Source organism: Cupriavidus pauculus, assembly GCF_002858765.1.
GTDB lineage: Bacteria > Pseudomonadota > Gammaproteobacteria > Burkholderiales > Burkholderiaceae > Cupriavidus > Cupriavidus pauculus_B.
Genome location: NZ_PJRP01000005.1, coordinates 300,737 through 318,288, shown reverse-complemented (window position 1 = coordinate 318,288; position 17,552 = coordinate 300,737). Strand labels below are relative to the sequence as shown.

15 protein-coding genes and 2 tRNA genes are annotated in these 17,552 nt (G+C 64.1%); 3 read left to right on the top strand and 14 right to left on the bottom strand.

The window, feature by feature from the left end:
* Positions 1-84: 84 nt before the first annotated feature.
* Entirely contained in the window at positions 85-1,536 is a 1,452-nt protein-coding gene (locus CYJ10_RS14140; RefSeq protein ID WP_101682100.1) for a sensor histidine kinase, read from the bottom strand.
* On the bottom strand, positions 1,533-2,321 hold the full coding sequence (locus tag CYJ10_RS14135; RefSeq protein WP_101682099.1) for a response regulator transcription factor: 789 nt from the start codon (positions 2,319-2,321) through the stop codon (positions 1,533-1,535). Before CYJ10_RS14135 ends, CYJ10_RS14140 begins: the two co-directional genes overlap by 4 nt.
* A 170-nt stretch (positions 2,322-2,491) precedes the next feature.
* Between CYJ10_RS14135 and msrB the strand changes: the two genes are divergently transcribed.
* From msrB to msrA, 3 genes are all read left to right on the top strand, one after another.
* On the top strand, positions 2,492-3,010 hold the full coding sequence (msrB, locus tag CYJ10_RS14130) for a peptide-methionine (R)-S-oxide reductase MsrB (RefSeq protein WP_101682098.1): 519 nt from the start codon (positions 2,492-2,494) through the stop codon (positions 3,008-3,010).
* 54 nt (positions 3,011-3,064) lie between these two features.
* Positions 3,065-4,936, top strand: coding sequence for a cytochrome c biogenesis protein DipZ (locus CYJ10_RS14125; protein WP_101682097.1), 1,872 nt, complete (start codon positions 3,065-3,067; stop codon positions 4,934-4,936).
* A 79-nt stretch (positions 4,937-5,015) separates the two neighbouring features.
* Positions 5,016-5,747, top strand: coding sequence for a peptide-methionine (S)-S-oxide reductase MsrA (gene msrA, locus CYJ10_RS14120; RefSeq protein WP_101682096.1), 732 nt, complete (start codon positions 5,016-5,018; stop codon positions 5,745-5,747).
* Between the two features lie 431 nt (positions 5,748-6,178).
* Here msrA and CYJ10_RS14115 read toward each other — a convergent pair.
* The 12 genes from CYJ10_RS14115 to CYJ10_RS14060 form a co-directional block, all read right to left on the bottom strand.
* Positions 6,179-6,255 (bottom strand) — tRNA-Pro (locus CYJ10_RS14115).
* A 56-nt stretch (positions 6,256-6,311) separates the two neighbouring features.
* Entirely contained in the window at positions 6,312-6,746 is a 435-nt protein-coding gene (locus tag CYJ10_RS14110) for a MerR family transcriptional regulator (RefSeq protein WP_101682095.1), read from the bottom strand.
* Positions 6,747-6,954: 208 nt separating this feature from the next.
* On the bottom strand, positions 6,955-7,371 hold the full coding sequence (locus tag CYJ10_RS14105; RefSeq protein WP_101682094.1) for an integration host factor subunit alpha: 417 nt from the start codon (positions 7,369-7,371) through the stop codon (positions 6,955-6,957).
* Between the two features lie 75 nt (positions 7,372-7,446).
* Positions 7,447-9,894 (bottom strand): phenylalanine--tRNA ligase subunit beta, encoded by a 2,448-nt coding sequence (pheT, locus tag CYJ10_RS14100; RefSeq protein ID WP_101682093.1) that lies wholly within the window; start codon positions 9,892-9,894, stop codon positions 7,447-7,449.
* A 66-nt stretch (positions 9,895-9,960) separates the two neighbouring features.
* A complete protein-coding gene (gene pheS / locus CYJ10_RS14095; protein WP_180862935.1) occupies positions 9,961-10,986 on the bottom strand; it encodes a phenylalanine--tRNA ligase subunit alpha in 1,026 nt (341 codons plus the stop codon).
* Between the two features lie 265 nt (positions 10,987-11,251).
* Complete coding sequence (rplT, locus tag CYJ10_RS14090) at positions 11,252-11,608, bottom strand: 50S ribosomal protein L20 (RefSeq protein ID WP_008650487.1); 357 nt, start codon at positions 11,606-11,608, stop codon at positions 11,252-11,254.
* A 28-nt stretch (positions 11,609-11,636) separates the two neighbouring features.
* A complete protein-coding gene (gene rpmI / locus CYJ10_RS14085; RefSeq protein WP_006575466.1) occupies positions 11,637-11,834 on the bottom strand; it encodes a 50S ribosomal protein L35 in 198 nt (65 codons plus the stop codon).
* Positions 11,835-12,013: 179 nt separating this feature from the next.
* A complete protein-coding gene (infC, locus tag CYJ10_RS14080; protein ID WP_101682092.1) occupies positions 12,014-12,535 on the bottom strand; it encodes a translation initiation factor IF-3 in 522 nt (173 codons plus the stop codon).
* Positions 12,536-12,582: 47 nt separating this feature from the next.
* On the bottom strand, positions 12,583-14,490 hold the full coding sequence (thrS, locus tag CYJ10_RS14075; protein WP_101682161.1) for a threonine--tRNA ligase: 1,908 nt from the start codon (positions 14,488-14,490) through the stop codon (positions 12,583-12,585).
* A 349-nt stretch (positions 14,491-14,839) separates the two neighbouring features.
* Positions 14,840-14,916: transfer RNA gene (locus CYJ10_RS14070), tRNA-Val, on the bottom strand.
* Positions 14,917-14,937: 21 nt separating this feature from the next.
* Positions 14,938-17,169, bottom strand: a complete 2,232-nt coding sequence (locus tag CYJ10_RS14065; RefSeq protein WP_101682091.1) for a RelA/SpoT family protein — start codon at positions 17,167-17,169, stop codon at positions 14,938-14,940.
* A gap of 15 nt (positions 17,170-17,184) precedes the next feature.
* Positions 17,185-17,547 carry a RidA family protein gene (locus CYJ10_RS14060; protein WP_101682090.1) on the bottom strand — a complete coding sequence of 121 codons (363 nt, stop codon included), beginning with the start codon at positions 17,545-17,547 and terminating at the stop codon, positions 17,185-17,187.
* Positions 17,548-17,552 lie beyond the last annotated feature (5 nt).

Sequence of the window (17,552 nt, the reverse complement as noted above, 5' to 3'; positions counted from 1 at the left end):
CTGAGAGGCCACAGTCTGCCCGGCTTCCGTGACGAAGGAAAGGCCCGCCGGCGCATGCCAACCATCACACCCCAACCATAAGCCCTAGCGGCCCGCCGCCCGCAGCGCAAACGTCAGCGTCGTTCCGCCCTGCCGGTCCACCAGCTTCACCTGGCTGCCGTTCAGCTGCAGCATGCGCTGCACGATCAGCAAGCCCAGGCCGCCGCCCCGGTGTGCGCCACCCGACGGAAACGGCCGCTGGAAGATCGATTCGCGCAGCGCCGGCGGAATACCCGGCCCCGTATCGCTGACCGTGACCGCCACCCGACCATCCTGGCTGGCCAGGTCGATCTCGACCGTACCGCCGGCCGGCGTGTGCCGGATCGCGTTGTCCAGCAGATTGGTCAGCACGCGTTCGATCATGCCGAGGTCGGCCGACACGGCCGGCAACGCCGGCGGCACCCCGGCGCGCAGTTGCAGGTGCTTCGCCTCGGCGGGCAAGGCGAATTTTTCGAGTACATCCTGCGTCAGGTCAACCATCGAAAAATCCTCGGGCACGGCCTGCACCATGCCATGCTCCAGCCGCGCCAGCTCGAACAGCGCCTGTGCCAGCCCGCCCACCTTGGCGCTCTGCGCCAGCGCAATGGCCAGGTAGCGCTGGCGTTCGTCCGCGCTCAGGCTGTCGGCCTTGACCGACAAGGTTTCCAGATAGCCGTGCAACGACGTCAGCGGGGTGCGCAGGTCGTGCGAGATATTGGCCACCATCTCGCGCCGCTCCTGGTCCTGCTGCTTGAGCGCCCGCCACTGGCTGTCGATGCGAGCCGACATCTGGCGAAACGCCGATTCCAGCGCCGCCATTTCGTCGCGCGGCACGGGATCGGCCGGCGTCGCTTGCGGGTCGCCAGTGGTATAGGCATCGCCGGACTCGAACTGCCGGATCTCGTTGGTCAGCCGACGCAGCGGCCGCGTGATCAGCGCAAACGCCACCAGGCCGGCGATCAGGCCCAGCGCGGCCACCAGCGCCATCGACCACAGCGTCGTACGCATGACGGAATCCTGTGACGCGCGCGCGGCCAGCCGGTCGTGCGCTTCGCCCATCAGCACCACGTAGATATAGCCGCCCTGCCGCAACGGCGCGGCGCTGAACACCTTGCGCCCGGAGGCGCTGCGCGGATCGTCGCCCAGGATCGGCAGCGCGCCGCCGTCGATCAGCTTCTTGACCGGCGTCAGATCCACCTGATCGCGGATCAGGTGGCCGCTCGGCGCATCGTGGCCACGGATATGGCCCTGGTCGTCGAGCAGGTAAACCTCGACGCTCGGATTCACCACCATCAACTGGCCGAACAGCTGGCGCAGCGCCTGCGGCGCGATGGCGCTCTGGTCCTCCAGCAAGGCATTGCGCGCGATGTAGGCAGCGAGGCCGCGCGACAGGTTCTGGACGACCTCTTTCTCGTGCATCGCGTTGGCACGCACCTGCAGCCAGGCCGACGCGCCGCAGCAGGCCAGCAGCAGCGCGGCGAATACGGCGGACAGACGCTGGGTCAGCGACAGGTTCACGATGCGCCCCCCTCTTGGCGCTTGTCGCCTTTGTCGCCCTTGTCACCCTCATTGCCCTCGCCCCCCAATGGCGCGGCAGCGGGGTCGGCCACGAACCGGTAGCCCCGGCGCCAGACCGTCAGGATGCGCATCGGCCGCGCCGGATCGGCCTCGATCTTGGTGCGCAGCCGGTTGATATGTGTGTTCACGGTGTGTTCGTAACCCTCGTGCTGGTAGCCCCAGACCGCGTTGAGCAGGTCCATGCGCGAGAAAACCTTGTCCGGATGGCGCGCGAAGAAGTACAGCAGGTCGAACTCGCGCGGCGTGAGGTCAAGGCGCCGACCATCGACCGACGCCTGGCGCGCCAGCGGGTCGATGGCCAGGCCGGCCAGTTCCAGGCTGCCCGCATCGGTGCGTACGTCGCGGGCCATCGCCTCCACGCGCCGCAGCAGCGCCTTGACGCGCGCCACCAGTTCCAGCACCGAGAACGGCTTGGCCAGGTAATCGTCGGCCCCCAGTTCCAGCCCCAGGATGCGGTGGACTTCGCTGGACCGCGCGCTGGTGATGATGATCGGCGTGTAGCGCGTCATGGCACGTGCCCGCCGGCAGATCTCCAGCCCGTCCACGCCCGGCAGCATCAGGTCCAGCACCAGCGCATCCCAGCCGCCCTGCTCCAGCAGGCGCAGCCCTTCGGCGCCGTCGGCGCTATGTACCACCTCGTAGCGCTCGTCGCGCAAATGCATGGCCAGCACGTTGGCAATGCCGGCATCGTCTTCGACCAGCAGGATCCGTTTGGGGTGTTCCATGTTGCACCGGGTTGGCAGGGACTGAGGGAAATCGGGAAATCTTGAATGTGTCGCTATTGTGCAGAAATCCACCCGAGGCAGTTATCACGAATTGTTTAAGGTTCTGCGAGGACTCCGATACGCCCCGTTGCCTACCATCCGATCACCCCTTCTTGAGCACGGAGTCCACCATGCGCATCACCCGACGCTTTCTGCTGTCCGGCGGCACCCTGACCGCCGCGGTGGCCGCCATGGGCGGCTGGCGATTGCTGGCCGGCCCGGCCACTGCCGGCACGGCGCCCCAGGCGCCCGAGAAGTTCGAGGTCACCATGAGCGACGCCGATTGGCGCAAGAAGCTCTCGGCGGCCCAGTACAACGTGCTGCGGCAGGAGGGGACGGAGCGGCCGTTCAGCAGCCCGCTCAACGACGAGCACCGCAAGGGTGTCTTTGCCTGCGCGGGCTGCCAGCTCGACCTGTTCTCGTCGAATACCAAGTTCGACAGCGGCACCGGCTGGCCCAGCTTCTGGGCCCCGCTGACCAATGCAGTGGGCACCACCCAGGACGTGACGTTCGGCATGATCCGCACGGCCGTGCATTGTCACCGTTGCGGCGGTCACCTGGGCCATGTCTTCGATGACGGCCCCAAGCCCACCGGCCTGCGCTACTGCATGAACGGCGTGGCGATGACCTTCCGGCCGGCGGCAGCCTGACGTTGACGCGCCGGCCCCGCGACACCCCCAACCACTGACCACGAGCACCACGCCATGTTGCTGCTGATACTTGCCTACCTGGGCGGGGTCCTGACGATCCTGAGCCCCTGCATCCTGCCCGTCCTCCCGTTCGTCTTCGCGCGGGCCGACCAGCCGTTCGTACGCAGCGGCCTGCCCCTGCTGGCCGGCATGGGCATCACGTTCGCCGGGGTGGCCACGCTGGCTGCCGTGGGCGGCGGCTGGGTGGCACAGGCCAATGAATTCGGCCGCTGGCTGGCCATCGCGTTGCTGGCCGTGTTCGGCGTGACGCTGCTGCTGCCAAGCCTGGCCGAACGACTGACCCAGCCGCTGGTACGCGCCGGCAGCCGTTTGACGAACTTCGCCCAGGCGGACGGGCGCCCGGCGAGCCCGGCGTCGTCGTTCCTGCTCGGGATTGCCACCGGCCTGCTCTGGGCGCCGTGCGCGGGCCCGATCCTCGGACTCGTGCTCACGGGGGCCGCGCTGCAGGGCGCCAGCATCGGCACAACGCTGCTGCTGTTGGCCTATGCCGCCGGGGCCGCTACCTCGCTGGCCGTGGCGCTGCTGGTCGGCGGCCGCGTGTTTGCCGCCATGAAGCGGTCGCTGGGCGCCGGCGAATGGATCCGGCGCGGCATCGGCGCCGCCATGCTGCTGGGCGTGGTCGCCATCGCGCTCGGGCTGGATACCGGCATCCTCACGCGCATTTCCACCGTGGCAACCGGCGGCCTGGAACAGCGGCTGGTCGATGCGTTCGCCGGCCGCAAGGACAGCAGCAACAGCGCTGGCGGCGCGATGATGATGCAGGCCAAGCCCCAGGCCATGGCCCAGAACTCCATGGCGATGTCGGCCAGGCCCGAGGCTTCGGGCGGGTCGATGATGATGCGTGCGGTGGCCGACCATGCGTCGAACCTGCCGGTCGAAGGCAAGTTTCCGGGTGTCGATGGCGCCGTCGCGTGGCTGAATTCGCCGCCGCTGACGGCCGAGGCCCTGCGCGGCAAGGTCGTGCTGGTCGACTTCTGGACGTACTCGTGCATCAACTGCCTGCGCTCGCTGCCGTACGTGAAGGCGTGGGCCGAGAAGTATCGCGACCAGGGGCTGGTGGTGATCGGCGTGCATGCGCCCGAGTTCGCCTTCGAGCGCAATATCGACAACGTTCGCAAGGCCGCGAAGGACCTTGGCGTGACGTATCCGGTTGCGATCGACAACAACTACGCCATCTGGCGCGCGTTCAACAACAACTACTGGCCCGCGCACTACTTCATCGACGCCCAGGGACGCGTGCGCTTCCACCATTTCGGCGAAGGCGAATACGACAAGTCTGAGCAGGTCATCCGCGAACTGCTGGCCGAAGCCGGCCACGGCGATGTGGGCAAGATGGCCGCTGCCAGCACCGGGGCCGCGCAGGGCGTGGCACAGGACGGGGTCCAGGGCGTGGAAATGGCCGCCGACGCAAAGGCCGTGCAGTCGCCGGAAACCTACGTCGGCTACGCCCGGGCCGAGAACTTCGCCTCGCCCGGCGGCGCCCGCCAAGACGCCGCCAAGGACTACAGCGCACCGGCCAAGCCCGCGCTGAACCAGTGGGGCCTGGCTGGCCAGTGGAATGTCGGAGACGAGCACGCATCGCTGGTGAAGCCAGACGGCCGCATCGTCTACCGCTTCCACGCCCGCGATCTGCATCTGGTGCTGGGCCCCGGCAGCGACGGCAAGCCGGTGCGCTTCCGCGTGACGATCGACGGCCAGTCGCCAGGCGCGTCACACGGTACGGACGTGGCGGCCGACGGCACCGGCAGGGTCACCGACCAACGGCTCTACCAGTTAGTGCGCCAGGACGGCGATATCCGCGACCGCACCTTTGCCATCGAGTTTCTCGACCCCGGCGTACAGGCCTATGCATTCACGTTCGGCTGATCGACGCGACCGGCCAACTCACGCAAATAACGCGCCCCAAGCGATTCACCCTGATTTCGACAGCGAAAGGAACAACACCATGACTGCCATTACCACGCTGCAACGCTGGACCCGCCCTACCACGCTCAAGATGATGGGGCTCGCCTTCGTCGCGGCCATCGCCACCACCTATCGGGTGCCCGCCCTGTCAGCCGAGGATGCCGTAAGAATCCCCGCCCCGTCCGTCGACGAGAAAGCCGGGGCCAGCCATTCCGCTACGGCGGTTTTCGCGGGCGGCTGCTTCTGGGGCGTGCAGGGCGTGTTCCAGCATGTACGTGGCGTAACACTGGTCACATCCGGTTACGCGGGGGGCGCGGCCAATACGGCGCAATACGAGAAGGTGGGCACCGGCAATACCGGACACGCCGAATCTGTGGAAGTCCGTTACGACCCCACGCAAATCACCTACGGCAAGCTGCTGCAGGTCTTTTTCTCGGTGGCCCATAATCCGACGCAACTGAACTATCAGGGGCCGGATCACGGCACGCAGTATCGCTCCGCCATTTTCCCGCTCACGCCGGAGCAGAAATCGATTGCCGAAGCCTATATTGCACAGCTGGGCGGCACCAAGGCCTGGCCGTCACCGATCGTGACGCGCGTGGAGCCCAACAAGCCGTTTTACGCCGCCGAGAGCTATCACCAGGACTATCTGGCACGGAATCCGCGGGACATGTATATCGTCTTCAACGACCTGCCGAAAATCGGCAACCTGAAGAAGATGTTCCCGGACCTCTACCGGAACGATCCGGTGCTGGTATCAAAAGCGCAGTGAGATTCGGGACGGTTCACCCGAACACCCTGACCGCCGCGGTCAGAATCCACCCCGCGGCCACGCAGGCACCTACCCATCCACAACCAATCAATAAAACGTCACGCCAGGTCATCAGTAAAATCCAGCCGCACGATACGAATCCGTCGTGCGGCATTTCATGAGTTTGATGAAGTTTGATGAATGGGGTTAAGGCTAGACCATCAAGCACGCAGAACAATGTCTGAGATGTAAGGAAATTTTGCGAATGGATACAGGAGAAGCACGGCAACCTGGCCCACCACGTCACGCTTATCCGCGAATGGTTCCGAGGGAACAACCGAGATATTCATTGGAGGCTCGGTGGCGTTCGGGTCCGGCGACTTTCCTTTAATCGCGACCCCGCGCCACAAATGAAAAACCCGCTTGGCTATACACCAAGCGGGTTTTATATCTGGTCGGGGCGAGAGGATTTGAACCTCCGACCACCTGCACCCCATGCAGGTACGCTACCAGGCTGCGCTACGCCCCGAAGAAGAAAGAGATTATATCAGAGCCAACCGCAATGGCTAGTGGTTGGCAGGTAATTTATTCGTGCTGCGCGATTTGCTTCAGTTGGGCCAGCAGATGCTGAACTTCCACCAGGTCGCCGCGCAGCGTGTTCAGGTCGACCGACAACTTCGCCGGTTGCGCCGCGGCATCGGGTTCCGCATCGATCGTCTCTGCCGGCATGGTGACGACGCCATGATGGCGTCCTTCATCCAGCCGGTTGCGCGCACCATTGATGGTGAAGCCCTGCTCGTAGAGCAGTTCGCGAATACGCCGGATCAGCAGGACTTCATGGTGCTGGTAGTAGCGCCGGTTGCCACGGCGCTTCACTGGCTTGAGCTGCGTAAACTCCTGCTCCCAGTAGCGCAGCACATGCGGCTTGACGGCGCAAAGCTCGCTCACTTCACCAATCGTGAAATAGCGTTTCGCGGGAATCGGCGGCAGCGCGACGCGCTCGCTGGATTTTTCCGTCATGCGATGGGGAAGCTGATGTCAGCCCTGTCAGGGGCGAGACTCGGTTGGCGCGACGCGCGCGCGGCATTGCAGGATACAGACAGCCACCGCCTCGGGCAATCCAACCGATGTGGCAATTTGATACAGATGTCTGCGCGCCGCGACGGTCATCGATCAACAGGCCGCTGACGCTCACGCTGTGCGCGTGGCGCCAGGCCCTGCTATGCCGTCAGCCAGGAAGCGCCAGATCGGCGCGTTCCTCGACCAGGCTCTTGAGCTTCTGGCTGGCGTGGAACGTCACCACACGGCGCGCGGTGATCGGAATGATCTCGCCCGTCTTGGGATTGCGGCCGGGGCGTTGCGCCTTGTCGCGCAACTGGAAGTTGCCGAAGCCGGACAGCTTCACGCTATCGCCCTTTTCCAGGGCTTCGCGAATCACGTCGAAGAAAGCCTCGACCATATCCTTGGATTCGCGCTTGTTCAGGCCAACCTGGTCGAACAGCATCTCTGCCAGTTCGGCCTTGGTCAGGGTAGGCACCTCGGTAGCGCGGGCTTCCGGCGATGCATCATCGAAGGAGGCAGCGTGCCGGTCGCTTGCCTCGCCCAGGTCTGCAGCATTCATGGAAATCGCGTCTCGATCGTTCATCCTTGATCGCTCTCTTGAATCTGTCTGGCGATCCGCCCGGGAGCTGTGCCCGGGCGCTCCAACTGCGATGGTGGCTTAACCGCGCAGACGGGCTTCAAAGCCCGTCGTCAGCGCGTCGACCATGCAACGCACCGCGCTGTCGACTGTCTCGTCCTGGAGGGTCGCCCCAGTATCTTGCAACGTTACCCGGAAGGCAAGACTTTTCTCATCGGCGCCAATTGACGCCGACGCCGCCTTGGGACGGAACTCGTCGAACAGCACCAGGCTCTGAACAAAGTGGCCAGAGCCGGCCTTGTCCAGCGCCGCGCGCATGGCATCGATCATGTCCTGCACGCGCACCTGCTGCTTGACCACCACAGCCAGGTCACGCACGGCCGCCGGGAACTTGGAGGTTTCCGTGTAGACCGGCAGGCCCACGTCGCGCAGCGCATCAAGCTCCAGCTCGAACACCACCGGCGCGTTGGTCAGCTCGTATTCCTGCAGCCAGCGCGGGTGAATTTCACCCACTACGCCGACAGGTTTGCCGTCGATGATCACGCGGGCAGCGCGGCCCGGGTGCAGCGCGGGGTGAGCCACCGGCTCAAAGCGCAGCGTACGCGGGTGGAACAGCGCTTCCACATCACCCTTGATGTCGAAGAAGTCCACCGGGCGCGTCGCCACGCCCCATTGCTCCTCGAATGCCGGGCCGTAGGCGATGCCCGCTGCCATCATCGGCTGGCGGTAGCCGGCCACGGTCAGGCCGCCATCGACCACGCTTGCGTCGCGATGGAACACGCGGCCCACCTCGAACAAGCGCACGCGCGCTGCCTTGCGGTTGAGGTTGTATCGCACCTTGTCGACCAGGCCACCAATCAGCGTGGAACGCATCACGGCCAGCTGGCTCGCAATCGGGTTCAACAGGCGGATCGGGTTGTCGTTGGCCGCAAAGTCGCGCTCCCACTGCTCTTCCACAAAGGCGAAGTTGATCACCTCGTTGAAGTCGCGCGCGGCCAGCGCGTGGCGCACCACGTGCTGCGAGCGACGGCCTTCGTTGGTCGGACGCATTTCGCTCTCGGCGATCGGCGGACGGGCCACGATGCGCTCGAAACCGTAGATCCGCGCCACTTCCTCGATCAGGTCTTCCTCGATCTCGATGTCGAAGCGGTAGCTCGGCGGCGTCACTTCAAACACTTCGCCTTCGGCGCCCTGCGAACGCGTGAACGGCAGGTTCAGGCGCTGGAACACATCGGCAATTTCCGCCGACGACAGTTCGATACCGAGCACCCGCTCGGCGCGCGCCACGCGCAGGGCCACCGGCTTGCGCTGCGGCAGGTTGACGATCTGGTCGTCCACCGGGCCAGCCTGCCCGCCGCAGATTTCCAGAATCAGCGCGCTGATGCGCTCGATGTGCTCGACCGTGGTGGCGTAGTCCACGCCACGCTCGAAGCGATGCGCTGCATCGGTCGAAAAATTGTAGCGACGCGCGCGGCCCTGGATGGCATTGGGCCACCAGAACGCGGCTTCCAGATAGATATTCGTGGTGTCGAGCGACACGGCGGTGCTGTCACCGCCCATGATGCCCGCCAGGCTTTCGATTTCCTTGTCGTCGGAGATCACGCCAACCTGCTCGTCCACCTCGACGGTATTGCCGTTCAGCAGCTTGAGCTGTTCGCCCTTGCGGCCCCAGCGCACGTCCAGGCCACCGTGGATCTTGTCCAGGTCGAACACGTGCGACGGTCGGCCCAGTTCGAGCATCACGTAGTTCGAGATATCGACCAGCGCCGAGATGCTGCGCTGCCCCGAACGCTCCAGGCGCTGGACCATCCATGCCGGCGTGGCCGCATGGGCGTTCACGCCGCGGATGATACGGCCCGAGAAACGGCCGCACAGGTCGGGCGCCGAGATCTTCACCGGCAGCTTGTCCTGCAGCGTCACGGCTACCGGCGACATGTCCGGCAGCGTCAGCGCGGCACCGGTCAGGGCCGACACTTCGCGCGCCACGCCGTGGATCGACAGGCAGTCTGCCTTGTTCGGCGTCAGCTTGATCGTGAAGATCTGGTCGTCCAGATCCAGGTACTGGCGGATGTCCTGCCCCACCGGCGCATCGTCCGGCAGCACCAGCAGGCCGCCCTGATCTTCCGACAACTTGAGTTCGCGGGCCGAGCAGAGCATGCCGAAGCTGTCCACGCCACGGAGCTTGCCCACCTTGATCTCGAACGGCTTGCCGCCCTCTTCCGCCGGCGGCAGCACGGCGCCCACCAGCGCGCAAGGCACCTTGATGCCCGGCTTCACGTTGGGCGCGCCGCAAACGATCTGCAGCGTCTCGCCAGTGCCGACGTCCACCTGGCAAACGTTCAGTCGGTCGGCATTGGGATGGCGTTCGGTCGCCAGCACGCTGGCCACCACGATCTTGTTGAACGGCGGCGCAACCGGGCCAACCTCTTCCACTTCGAGGCCGGCCATGGTCAGGCTGTGCGACAGCGCGTCGGTCGAGATCTTTTCAGGATTGGCGAATGTGCGAAGCCAGGATTCCGAGAATTGCATGGCGCTTCTGATCCGGTAGGTATTCTGTAATGTCAGTGACGATGTGCGGGCAGCAGGCCGCGACGATCAGGCGAACTGGCGCAGGAAGCGCACGTCGCCCTCGAAGAACAGGCGCAGGTCATTGATGCCATAGCGCAGCATCGTCAGGCGCTCCAGGCCGGAGCCGAACGCGAAGCCGATGTAGCGCTCGGGGTCCAGGCCCATGTTGCGCAGCACGTTCGGGTGAACCTGACCCGAGCCGGAGATCTCCAGCCACTTGCCGTTGCCGAAGGCCATGTCGATTTCTGCCGACGGCTCGGTGAACGGGAAGTACGACGGGCGGAAGCGCACCTGGATATCGTCGCGCTCGAAGAACTTGCGCAGGAAATCGGTATAGACGCCCTTCAGGTCGGCAAAGCTGACATCCTCGCCAATCCACAGACCTTCCACCTGGTTGAACATCGGCGAGTGCGTGGCATCGCTGTCCACGCGATAGGTGCGGCCGGGGCAGATCACCTTGATCGGCGGCATCGCCTTGCCGGCGTACTTCTGCACGTGCATGCGGGCGTAGCGCACCTGCATCGGGCTGGTGTGGGTACGCAGCAGCAGGAGCTTGTCGTCGCTGTCGCGGCCGTCCACGTAGAACGTGTCCTGCATCGAACGCGCCGGATGGTTGTCCGGGTTGTTCAGCGCGGTGAAGTTCATCCAGTCGGTTTCGATCTCGGGGCCGTCAGCCACGTCGAAGCCGATCGAGCCGAAGATCTGCTCCACGCGCTCCCACGTACGCATGACGGGATGCACGCTGCCGCGCGCCACGGCGCGTCCGGGCAGCGTCACGTCGATGGCCTCGGCGGCCAGGCGCGCGTTCATCAGTGCATCGGCCAGCGCCTGGCGGCGCGCCTGCAGCGCACCCTCCACCTGCTGCTTGACCTGGTTGATACGGGCGCCCTCGGTCTTGCGGGCCTCCGGGTCCAGCTTGCCGAGGCCCTTGAGCAGTTCGGTCAGCGCGCCGGTCTTGCCCAGGAAGCGGGCCTTTTCGTTTTCCAGCGTGGCGTTGTCGTTGGCGGCGGCGAAGGCGGCCTGTGCGTCGGCGACGATTTGATCCAGATCCAGGGACATGACGGCTATACGTGGACGGTACGTGGATGGTGCATAGGAAGGATTGGCACTGCCGCCGGGCGCGGTACGTAGCGATCTGTGGCGTTACGTATCGCACCGGGCGATGCATTGTCATTTCAGATGCCGTCCTCAGCGTCGGAACAGCCCGCATTCGGCACGGCATTTGAAATGAAAACGGGGCTCGGTGAGGAGCCCCGTTTCAGCAGACCTTGCGGTCGGTGCTTGCCCGGAAGCGCTTTACGCGCTTCCGCAGCCGGCATCAGGCAACGGTGGCTTTCACCTGGTTGACGATGGCGGCAAAGGCAGGCTTGTCATGGATGGCCATGTCCGACAGAACCTTGCGGTCCAGTTCAATCGAAGCCTTCTTCAGGCCGTTCATGAACACGCTGTAGGTCATGCCATGCTCACGCGTCGCGGCATTGATACGTGCAATCCACAGAGCGCGGAACACGCGCTTCTTGTTGCGACGATCGCGGTACGCGTACTGGCCAGCACGCATGACCGCCTGCTTGGCGATACGGTAGACATTATTGCGACGGCCGCGGTAACCCTTGGCAGCGTCGATAACCTTCTTGTGACGGGCCCGTGCAGTGACCCCACGCTTTACTCGAGGCATGTAATACTCCTTTCGTTATCGTTTGGGGTTATGCGTAAGGCATCATCGCGCGAACGGACTTCAGGTTCGTCTCATGGACGTCCTGGGTGCCGCGCAGTTGACGCTTGTTCTTGGTGGTCTTCTTCGTCAGGATGTGACGCTTGAAGGCCTGGCCGCGCTTGAACGAACCGTTCGGGCGCGCCGTAAAGCGCTTGGAAGCGCTTTTCTTGGTCTTCATCTTAGGCATGAAAAACTCCAGCTCTATGACATGCATGCAGGTGGATGACTCACGCCATCGCTTGCAAGACCCGCACTCACTTGTTTTTGTACGCAGCACCGGGGCGCAAACCCCGTAACCACGCACTGCTTCCGCACAGGACAACGCCAGGATACCCCCGGCATCCCGACCGTCGCCCCACGCAGGAATTACTTCTTCTTCTTGGGAGACAGCACCATCACCATCTGGCGACCTTCCATCTTCGGCATCTGCTCGACCTGACCCAGGTCTTCCAGATCAGCCTTCAGACGCTCGAGCACGCGCGCGCCGATTTCCTGGTGGGCCATCTCACGACCGCGGAAACGCAGCGTGATCTTGGTCTTATCCCCTTCTTCCAGGAAGCGACGCAGGTTGCGCAGCTTGACGTTGTAGTCGCCATCATCCGTGCCAGGACGGAATTTCACTTCCTTGACCTGGATGATCTTCTGCTTGAGCTTGGCCTCATGGGCGCGCTTGGCTTCCTCGTACTTGAACTTGCCGTAGTCCATGATGCGGGCCACGGGAGGAGCCGCGTTAGGCGCGATCTCCACCAGATCCAAGTCCTTCTCCTCGGCCATGCGCAGTGCGTCCATGAACTTGACGATGCCGAGCTGCTCGTTATCAACCCCTACCAGGCGCAACTCAGGCGCGCTGATTTCCCGGTTGATACGGTGACCTTTGTCTGTAGCGATGTTCCGTTACCTCAAGAAGACAAAAAAACAAGCCGTGCTTCACACCCTCAGGCTTTGCTGGCAACGTCGTTCTGAAGACGTTCCACAAACGCGGAAACGGGCATGACACCCAGATCCACATTGCCTCGGGCACGCACGGCCACTTGATTGGCATCCCGCTCCTTGTCGCCCACCACTAGCAGGTAGGGAATCTTCTGGAGCGAGTGCTCGCGGATTTTATACGTAATTTTCTCGTTACGCAAATCCGCCTTGGCCCTAAACCCTTGTTTTTGCAAGAGTTGCACGACGCTTTCGGCATATTCCGACTGCGAATCGGCGATATTCATGACCACCACCTGCTCCGGGGCCAGCCAGGCGGGCAGCGCACCCGCGTGATTTTCCAGCAGGATGCCCAGGAAGCGCTCGAACGATCCCAGGATGGCACGATGCAACATGACGGGGCGCTTGCGGCCGTTGTCGTCGGAGACGTATTCGGCGCCCAGGCGCTCCGGCAGCACCAGATCGAGCTGCAGCGTACCGCACTGCCACGAGCGGCCGATCGCGTCCTTGATGTGGTATTCCACCTTCGGACCGTAGAACGCACCCTCACCCGGCAGCTCCTCCCACTCCACGCCGCAGGCGCGCAGCGCCAGGCGCAGGCCGTCTTCGGCGTGATCCCAGACGGCATCCGAGCCAGCCCGTTTTTCCGGGCGCAGCGACAGCTTGACCTTGATGTCCTTGAAGCCGAAGTCGTCGTACACCGAGAACGCGAGTTCGTTGAAAGCCTTTGCTTCCTCGACGATCTGCTCTTCCGTGCAGAAGATATGGGCATCATCCTGCACAAAACCGCGCACGCGCATCAAGCCATGCAGCGCGCCCGACGGCTCATTGCGGTGGCAGGAGCCAAATTCGGCAAGGCGCAGCGGCAGGTCGCGGTACGAACGCAGACCGTGGTTGAAGATCTGGACATGTCCCGGGCAGTTCATCGGCTTGATCGCGTAGTCGCGCTTTTCCGACTCCGTGACGAACATGTTTTCCTTGTAGTTCTCCCAGTGACCGGATTTTTCCCAGAGAGTACGATCCATCACCTGCGGCGTACGCACTTCCTGGTACCCAGCCTCCGTCAGCCGGCCGCGCATGTACTGCTCGACAGCCTGCCAGACGCTCCAGCCCTTCGGGTGCCAGAACACCATGCCAGGCGCTTCTTCCTGCAGGTGGAACAGGTCCAGCGTCTTGCCCAGACGGCGGTGGTCGCGCTTTTCAGCCTCTTCCAGCATCGTCAGGTACGCTTCCTGGTCTTCCTTCTTGGCCCAGGCCGTGCCGTAGATGCGCTGGAGCATCTCGTTGTTCGAGTCGCCGCGCCAATAGGCGCCGGCCACCTTCATCAGCTTGAAGACCTTGAGCTTGCCCGTGGACGGCACGTGCGGCCCGCGGCACAGATCCACAAAGCTGCCTTCGCGATACAGGCCGATTTCCTGGTCGGCAGGAATCGACGCGATGATCTCGGCCTTGTACTTCTCGCCCATCGACTCGAACAGCGCCACCGCTTCGTCGCGGTTCCAGACTTCGCGCGTTACCTTCTCGTCCTTGCGGGCCAGTTCCGTCATCTTCTTCTCGATGGCGGCCAGATCCTCGGGCGTGAAAGGACGCTTGTAGGCAAAGTCGTAGTAGAAGCCGTTCTCGATGACCGGACCGATCGTCACCTGCGCATCAGGGAACAGTTCCTTGACGGCGTAGGCCAGCAAGTGGGCCGTCGAATGGCGGATCACGTCGACGCCATCGGCGTCCTTGTCCGTGACGATGGCCAGCGACGCATCCTGATCGATCGTGAAGCTCGTATCGACCATGCGACCGTCGACCTTGCCGGCGAGCGCCGCCTTGGCCAGGCCCGAGCCGATGCTCTGCGCCACTTCAGCCACCGTGACGGGGCCGGGGTATTCGCGACGGGAACCGTCCGGCAGCGTGATTGCGATCATCATTGCACCTCTTGTGGATTCCACCGCGCCGGCTTCTGGGTGCCTGGGCGGGCGGACAAAGCAACTTTTGTGGCGCCAGTGAGGCCAGATGGGGCAAACGCGCGCATCGGACAACACCGGCAACGGAAATCTCTGGGACTGACCTGCACCCAACATCGGGCGACGCGGCAGCTTAGCAGCACGCTGGCAAACGACAGACGAAAAAAAACGCGGCCAAGGCCGCGTTTTTCTGTGTTTCCCCGCATCCTGCACGGGTCGAAGGCGCACCTCGACTACTGTCGCTAACCAGCGGTAGTAGTTCGAGTTGTCATATTCATGATGCGCTTCCGGCGTTGTACTGCATGTTCGTTGGTAGGCTCGATTGGACTCGAACCAACGACCCCCACCATGTCAAGGTGGTGCTCTAACCAGCTGAGCTACGAGCCTAGCGAAGCGCAGAGTATAACCTTATTTTCGCCGGGCGTGCAACACCCCCTGCACTTCCTCGATCAGCTGCAACGCGCGCTGCAACTGCGTGGCCTCGGACACTTCCGCCGTAAACTGCATGCGCGCCACGCCCTTGCTCGACAGCGTCTTCACCCCCGTCACGTTGATCTTCTCCCGCGACAGCACTTCGGAGATATCGCGCAACAGGCCCTGACGGTCCACCGCCTCCACCTGGATGTCGACCGGATAGACCGCGTCGCTGCGCTTTCCCCACTCCGTCTGGATCACGCGCTCTGGCGCCCGCGCCGACAACTGCAGGAACGTACTGCAACTGCGGCGATGGATCGACACCCCGCGCCCGCGCGTGACGAACCCGACGATTTCGTCGGGCGGCGCCGGCTTGCAGCAACGCGACATCTGCGTCATCAGCGAATCCACGCCCACCACCAGCACGCCGCTCTTGGCGCCCCGGGCCACGCTGGTCGCGCGGCTCTTCTTGGTGACGGCCTCTTCCTCGCTGAACTGCGGCTGCGCCTCGCCCTCCGGGTGACGTAACGCATGCTCCACATGACGCAGACTGAACTCTTCCTTGGCCACGGCCGCGTAAAGATCGTCGGTCGACTTGAAGTTGAGCCGGGTAGCCAGGTCGTCCAGGTTGACGGCCGTCTTACCCTCGCGCTGCAACGTCTTTTCGATCAGTGCCCGCCCCTGCGCCAGCGTTTCCTGCGAATCCAGCGCATTGAACCAGGCCCGCACCTTCGCGCGGGCACGATTGCTTGCCAGATAGCCAAGCTCGGGGTTCAGCCAGTCGCGCGAAGGGCCGCCCTGCTTGACCGCCACGATCTCCACGGTCTGCCCGTTCTTGAGCGGCGTGTTCAGCGGCACCATCGACCCGTCCACACGTGCCCCGCGACACCGATGACCCAGATCGCTGTGCAGGTAGTAGGCAAAATCCACCGGCGTGGCACCTTGCGGCAAGGCCACCACGCGCGCCTGCGGCGTCAACACATAGATATGGTCGTCGATGGCCGCATGCTTGAGCTGCTCCCACGGCGAATCCTCGTGCGCCACGGTGTGGTCGGCCTCGTCCTTCCAGGCCAGCAACTGCCGTAGCCACGCGATCTTCTCGTCGTAGGTGTTGTCGGCCGCAAACTGGCCGCTATAGCCCCTGCCGCCCGCCTCCTTGTAGCGCCAGTGGGCAGCCACACCGTATTCGGCAAAGTGGTGCATCTCCTGCGTGCGGATCTGCACCTCGAACGCGCGCCCGTCGTCGCCGATCACCACCGTATGCAGCGACTTGTAGCCGTTCGCCTTCGGCCGCGAGATATAGTCGTCGAACTCTCGCGGAATCGGCTGCCAGATATGGTGGACGATTCCCAGGACGGTATAGCAGTCCTTGATGTCGTCGACGATCACGCGGAACGCGCGCACGTCGTACAGGTCGGCAAAGTCCAGTTCCTTGCCGCGCATCTTCTTCCAGATGCTGTAGATGTGCTTGGGCCGGCCCGACACCTCCGCACGGATACCGGCCGAGGCCAGTTCGGACTGCAGGCGCGCGATGGCCTGCGCGATGTAGCCCTCGCGCTCGATGCGCTTCTCGTCCAGCAGCTTCGCGATGCGCTTGTAGGTATCGGGCTGCTCGAAGCGGAACGCCAGGTCTTCCAGCTCCCACTTCACCTGCCAGATTCCCAGCCGGTTGGCCAACGGCGCGTAGATGTCCAGCGTCTCGCGGGCCACGCCGGACAGCGGCGGGGTCTTGGTCTGCGCCAGCCAGCGCAGGGTCTGCAGGCGCGACGCCAGGCGCACCAGCACCACGCGGATATCCTGCGCAAATGCCAGCAGCATCTTGCGCAAGGCCTCGACCTGCTCGTGGCGCGCGGCCACCTGCGACTTCGACGCTTCCGACACATCGGTCTGCGTCACCGCGATGGCGCCAATGCGCAGCAGCTGCCGCACGCCCTTCACAAGGCGCACCACCTCCTCGCCAAACCTGGGTTCGATCTGGGCCTCGGCGTCGGGCACGAAGGCCGCCGCCGCGAACAGGCAGGCCGCGGCTCGCGCGGCATCGTCCACGCGCAGGCCGTCCAGGATGCGCAGCATCCCTTCGGCATGCGACAGCACGCTTTCGCCGGTCGGCAGCAGCACCGGGGTATCGCCATCCGCCACGTCGCGCACAAAGGCCAATGCACGTTCGACGAGCCCGGCATCCGGAATGCCTGCGGTCTGGCCCGTCAGCTCCGTTGACGTCACCATGTCACAACGCCTGCATTAATTGAGGGCGGCCGTCACCACCACTTCGATCAGGTAGTCGGGGTTGGCTAGCTTGGCTTCCACCGTGGCGCGCGGGGGCGTGTTGCCTTGGGCCACCCATTCATCCCACACCTCGTTCATCTCGCCGATGCGGGTGACGTCGGTCAGAAAGATCTGGCACATCAGGATGCGCGTCTTGTCGCTGCCGGCCTCGGCCAGCAGGCGGTCGATATGACCGAGCACCTCGCGGGTCTGGCCGCGCAGGTCGGCCTTGGGATCGACCTCGGGCACCTGGCCAGCCAGGTAGACCACGCCGTTGTAGACCGCGTATTCGGACAGACGCTTGCCCACGTGGGCGCGCTTGAGGGTGTTGGTGCTCATATCAG

Bases quoted from the DNA above. Each gene is read 5' to 3' on its own strand.
- CYJ10_RS14135 (WP_101682099.1), bottom strand. From the start codon at position 2,321: ATGGAACACCCCAAACGGATCCTGCTGGTCGAAGACGATGCCGGCATT.
- msrB (WP_101682098.1), top strand. From the start codon at position 2,492: ATGCGCATCACCCGACGCTTTCTGCTGTCCGGCGGCACCCTGACCGCC.
- CYJ10_RS14125 (WP_101682097.1), top strand. From the start codon at position 3,065: ATGTTGCTGCTGATACTTGCCTACCTGGGCGGGGTCCTGACGATCCTG.
- msrA (WP_101682096.1), top strand. From the start codon at position 5,016: ATGACTGCCATTACCACGCTGCAACGCTGGACCCGCCCTACCACGCTC.
- CYJ10_RS14110 (WP_101682095.1), bottom strand. From the start codon at position 6,746: ATGACGGAAAAATCCAGCGAGCGCGTCGCGCTGCCGCCGATTCCCGCG.
- CYJ10_RS14105 (WP_101682094.1), bottom strand. From the start codon at position 7,371: ATGAACGATCGAGACGCGATTTCCATGAATGCTGCAGACCTGGGCGAG.
- pheT (WP_101682093.1), bottom strand. From the start codon at position 9,894: ATGCAATTCTCGGAATCCTGGCTTCGCACATTCGCCAATCCTGAAAAG.
- rplT (WP_008650487.1), bottom strand. From the start codon at position 11,608: ATGCCTCGAGTAAAGCGTGGGGTCACTGCACGGGCCCGTCACAAGAAG.
- rpmI (WP_006575466.1), bottom strand. From the start codon at position 11,834: ATGCCTAAGATGAAGACCAAGAAAAGCGCTTCCAAGCGCTTTACGGCG.
- thrS (WP_101682161.1), bottom strand. From the start codon at position 14,490: ATGATCGCAATCACGCTGCCGGACGGTTCCCGTCGCGAATACCCCGGC.
- CYJ10_RS14065 (WP_101682091.1), bottom strand. From the start codon at position 17,169: ATGGTGACGTCAACGGAGCTGACGGGCCAGACCGCAGGCATTCCGGAT.
- CYJ10_RS14060 (WP_101682090.1), bottom strand. From the start codon at position 17,547: ATGAGCACCAACACCCTCAAGCGCGCCCACGTGGGCAAGCGTCTGTCC.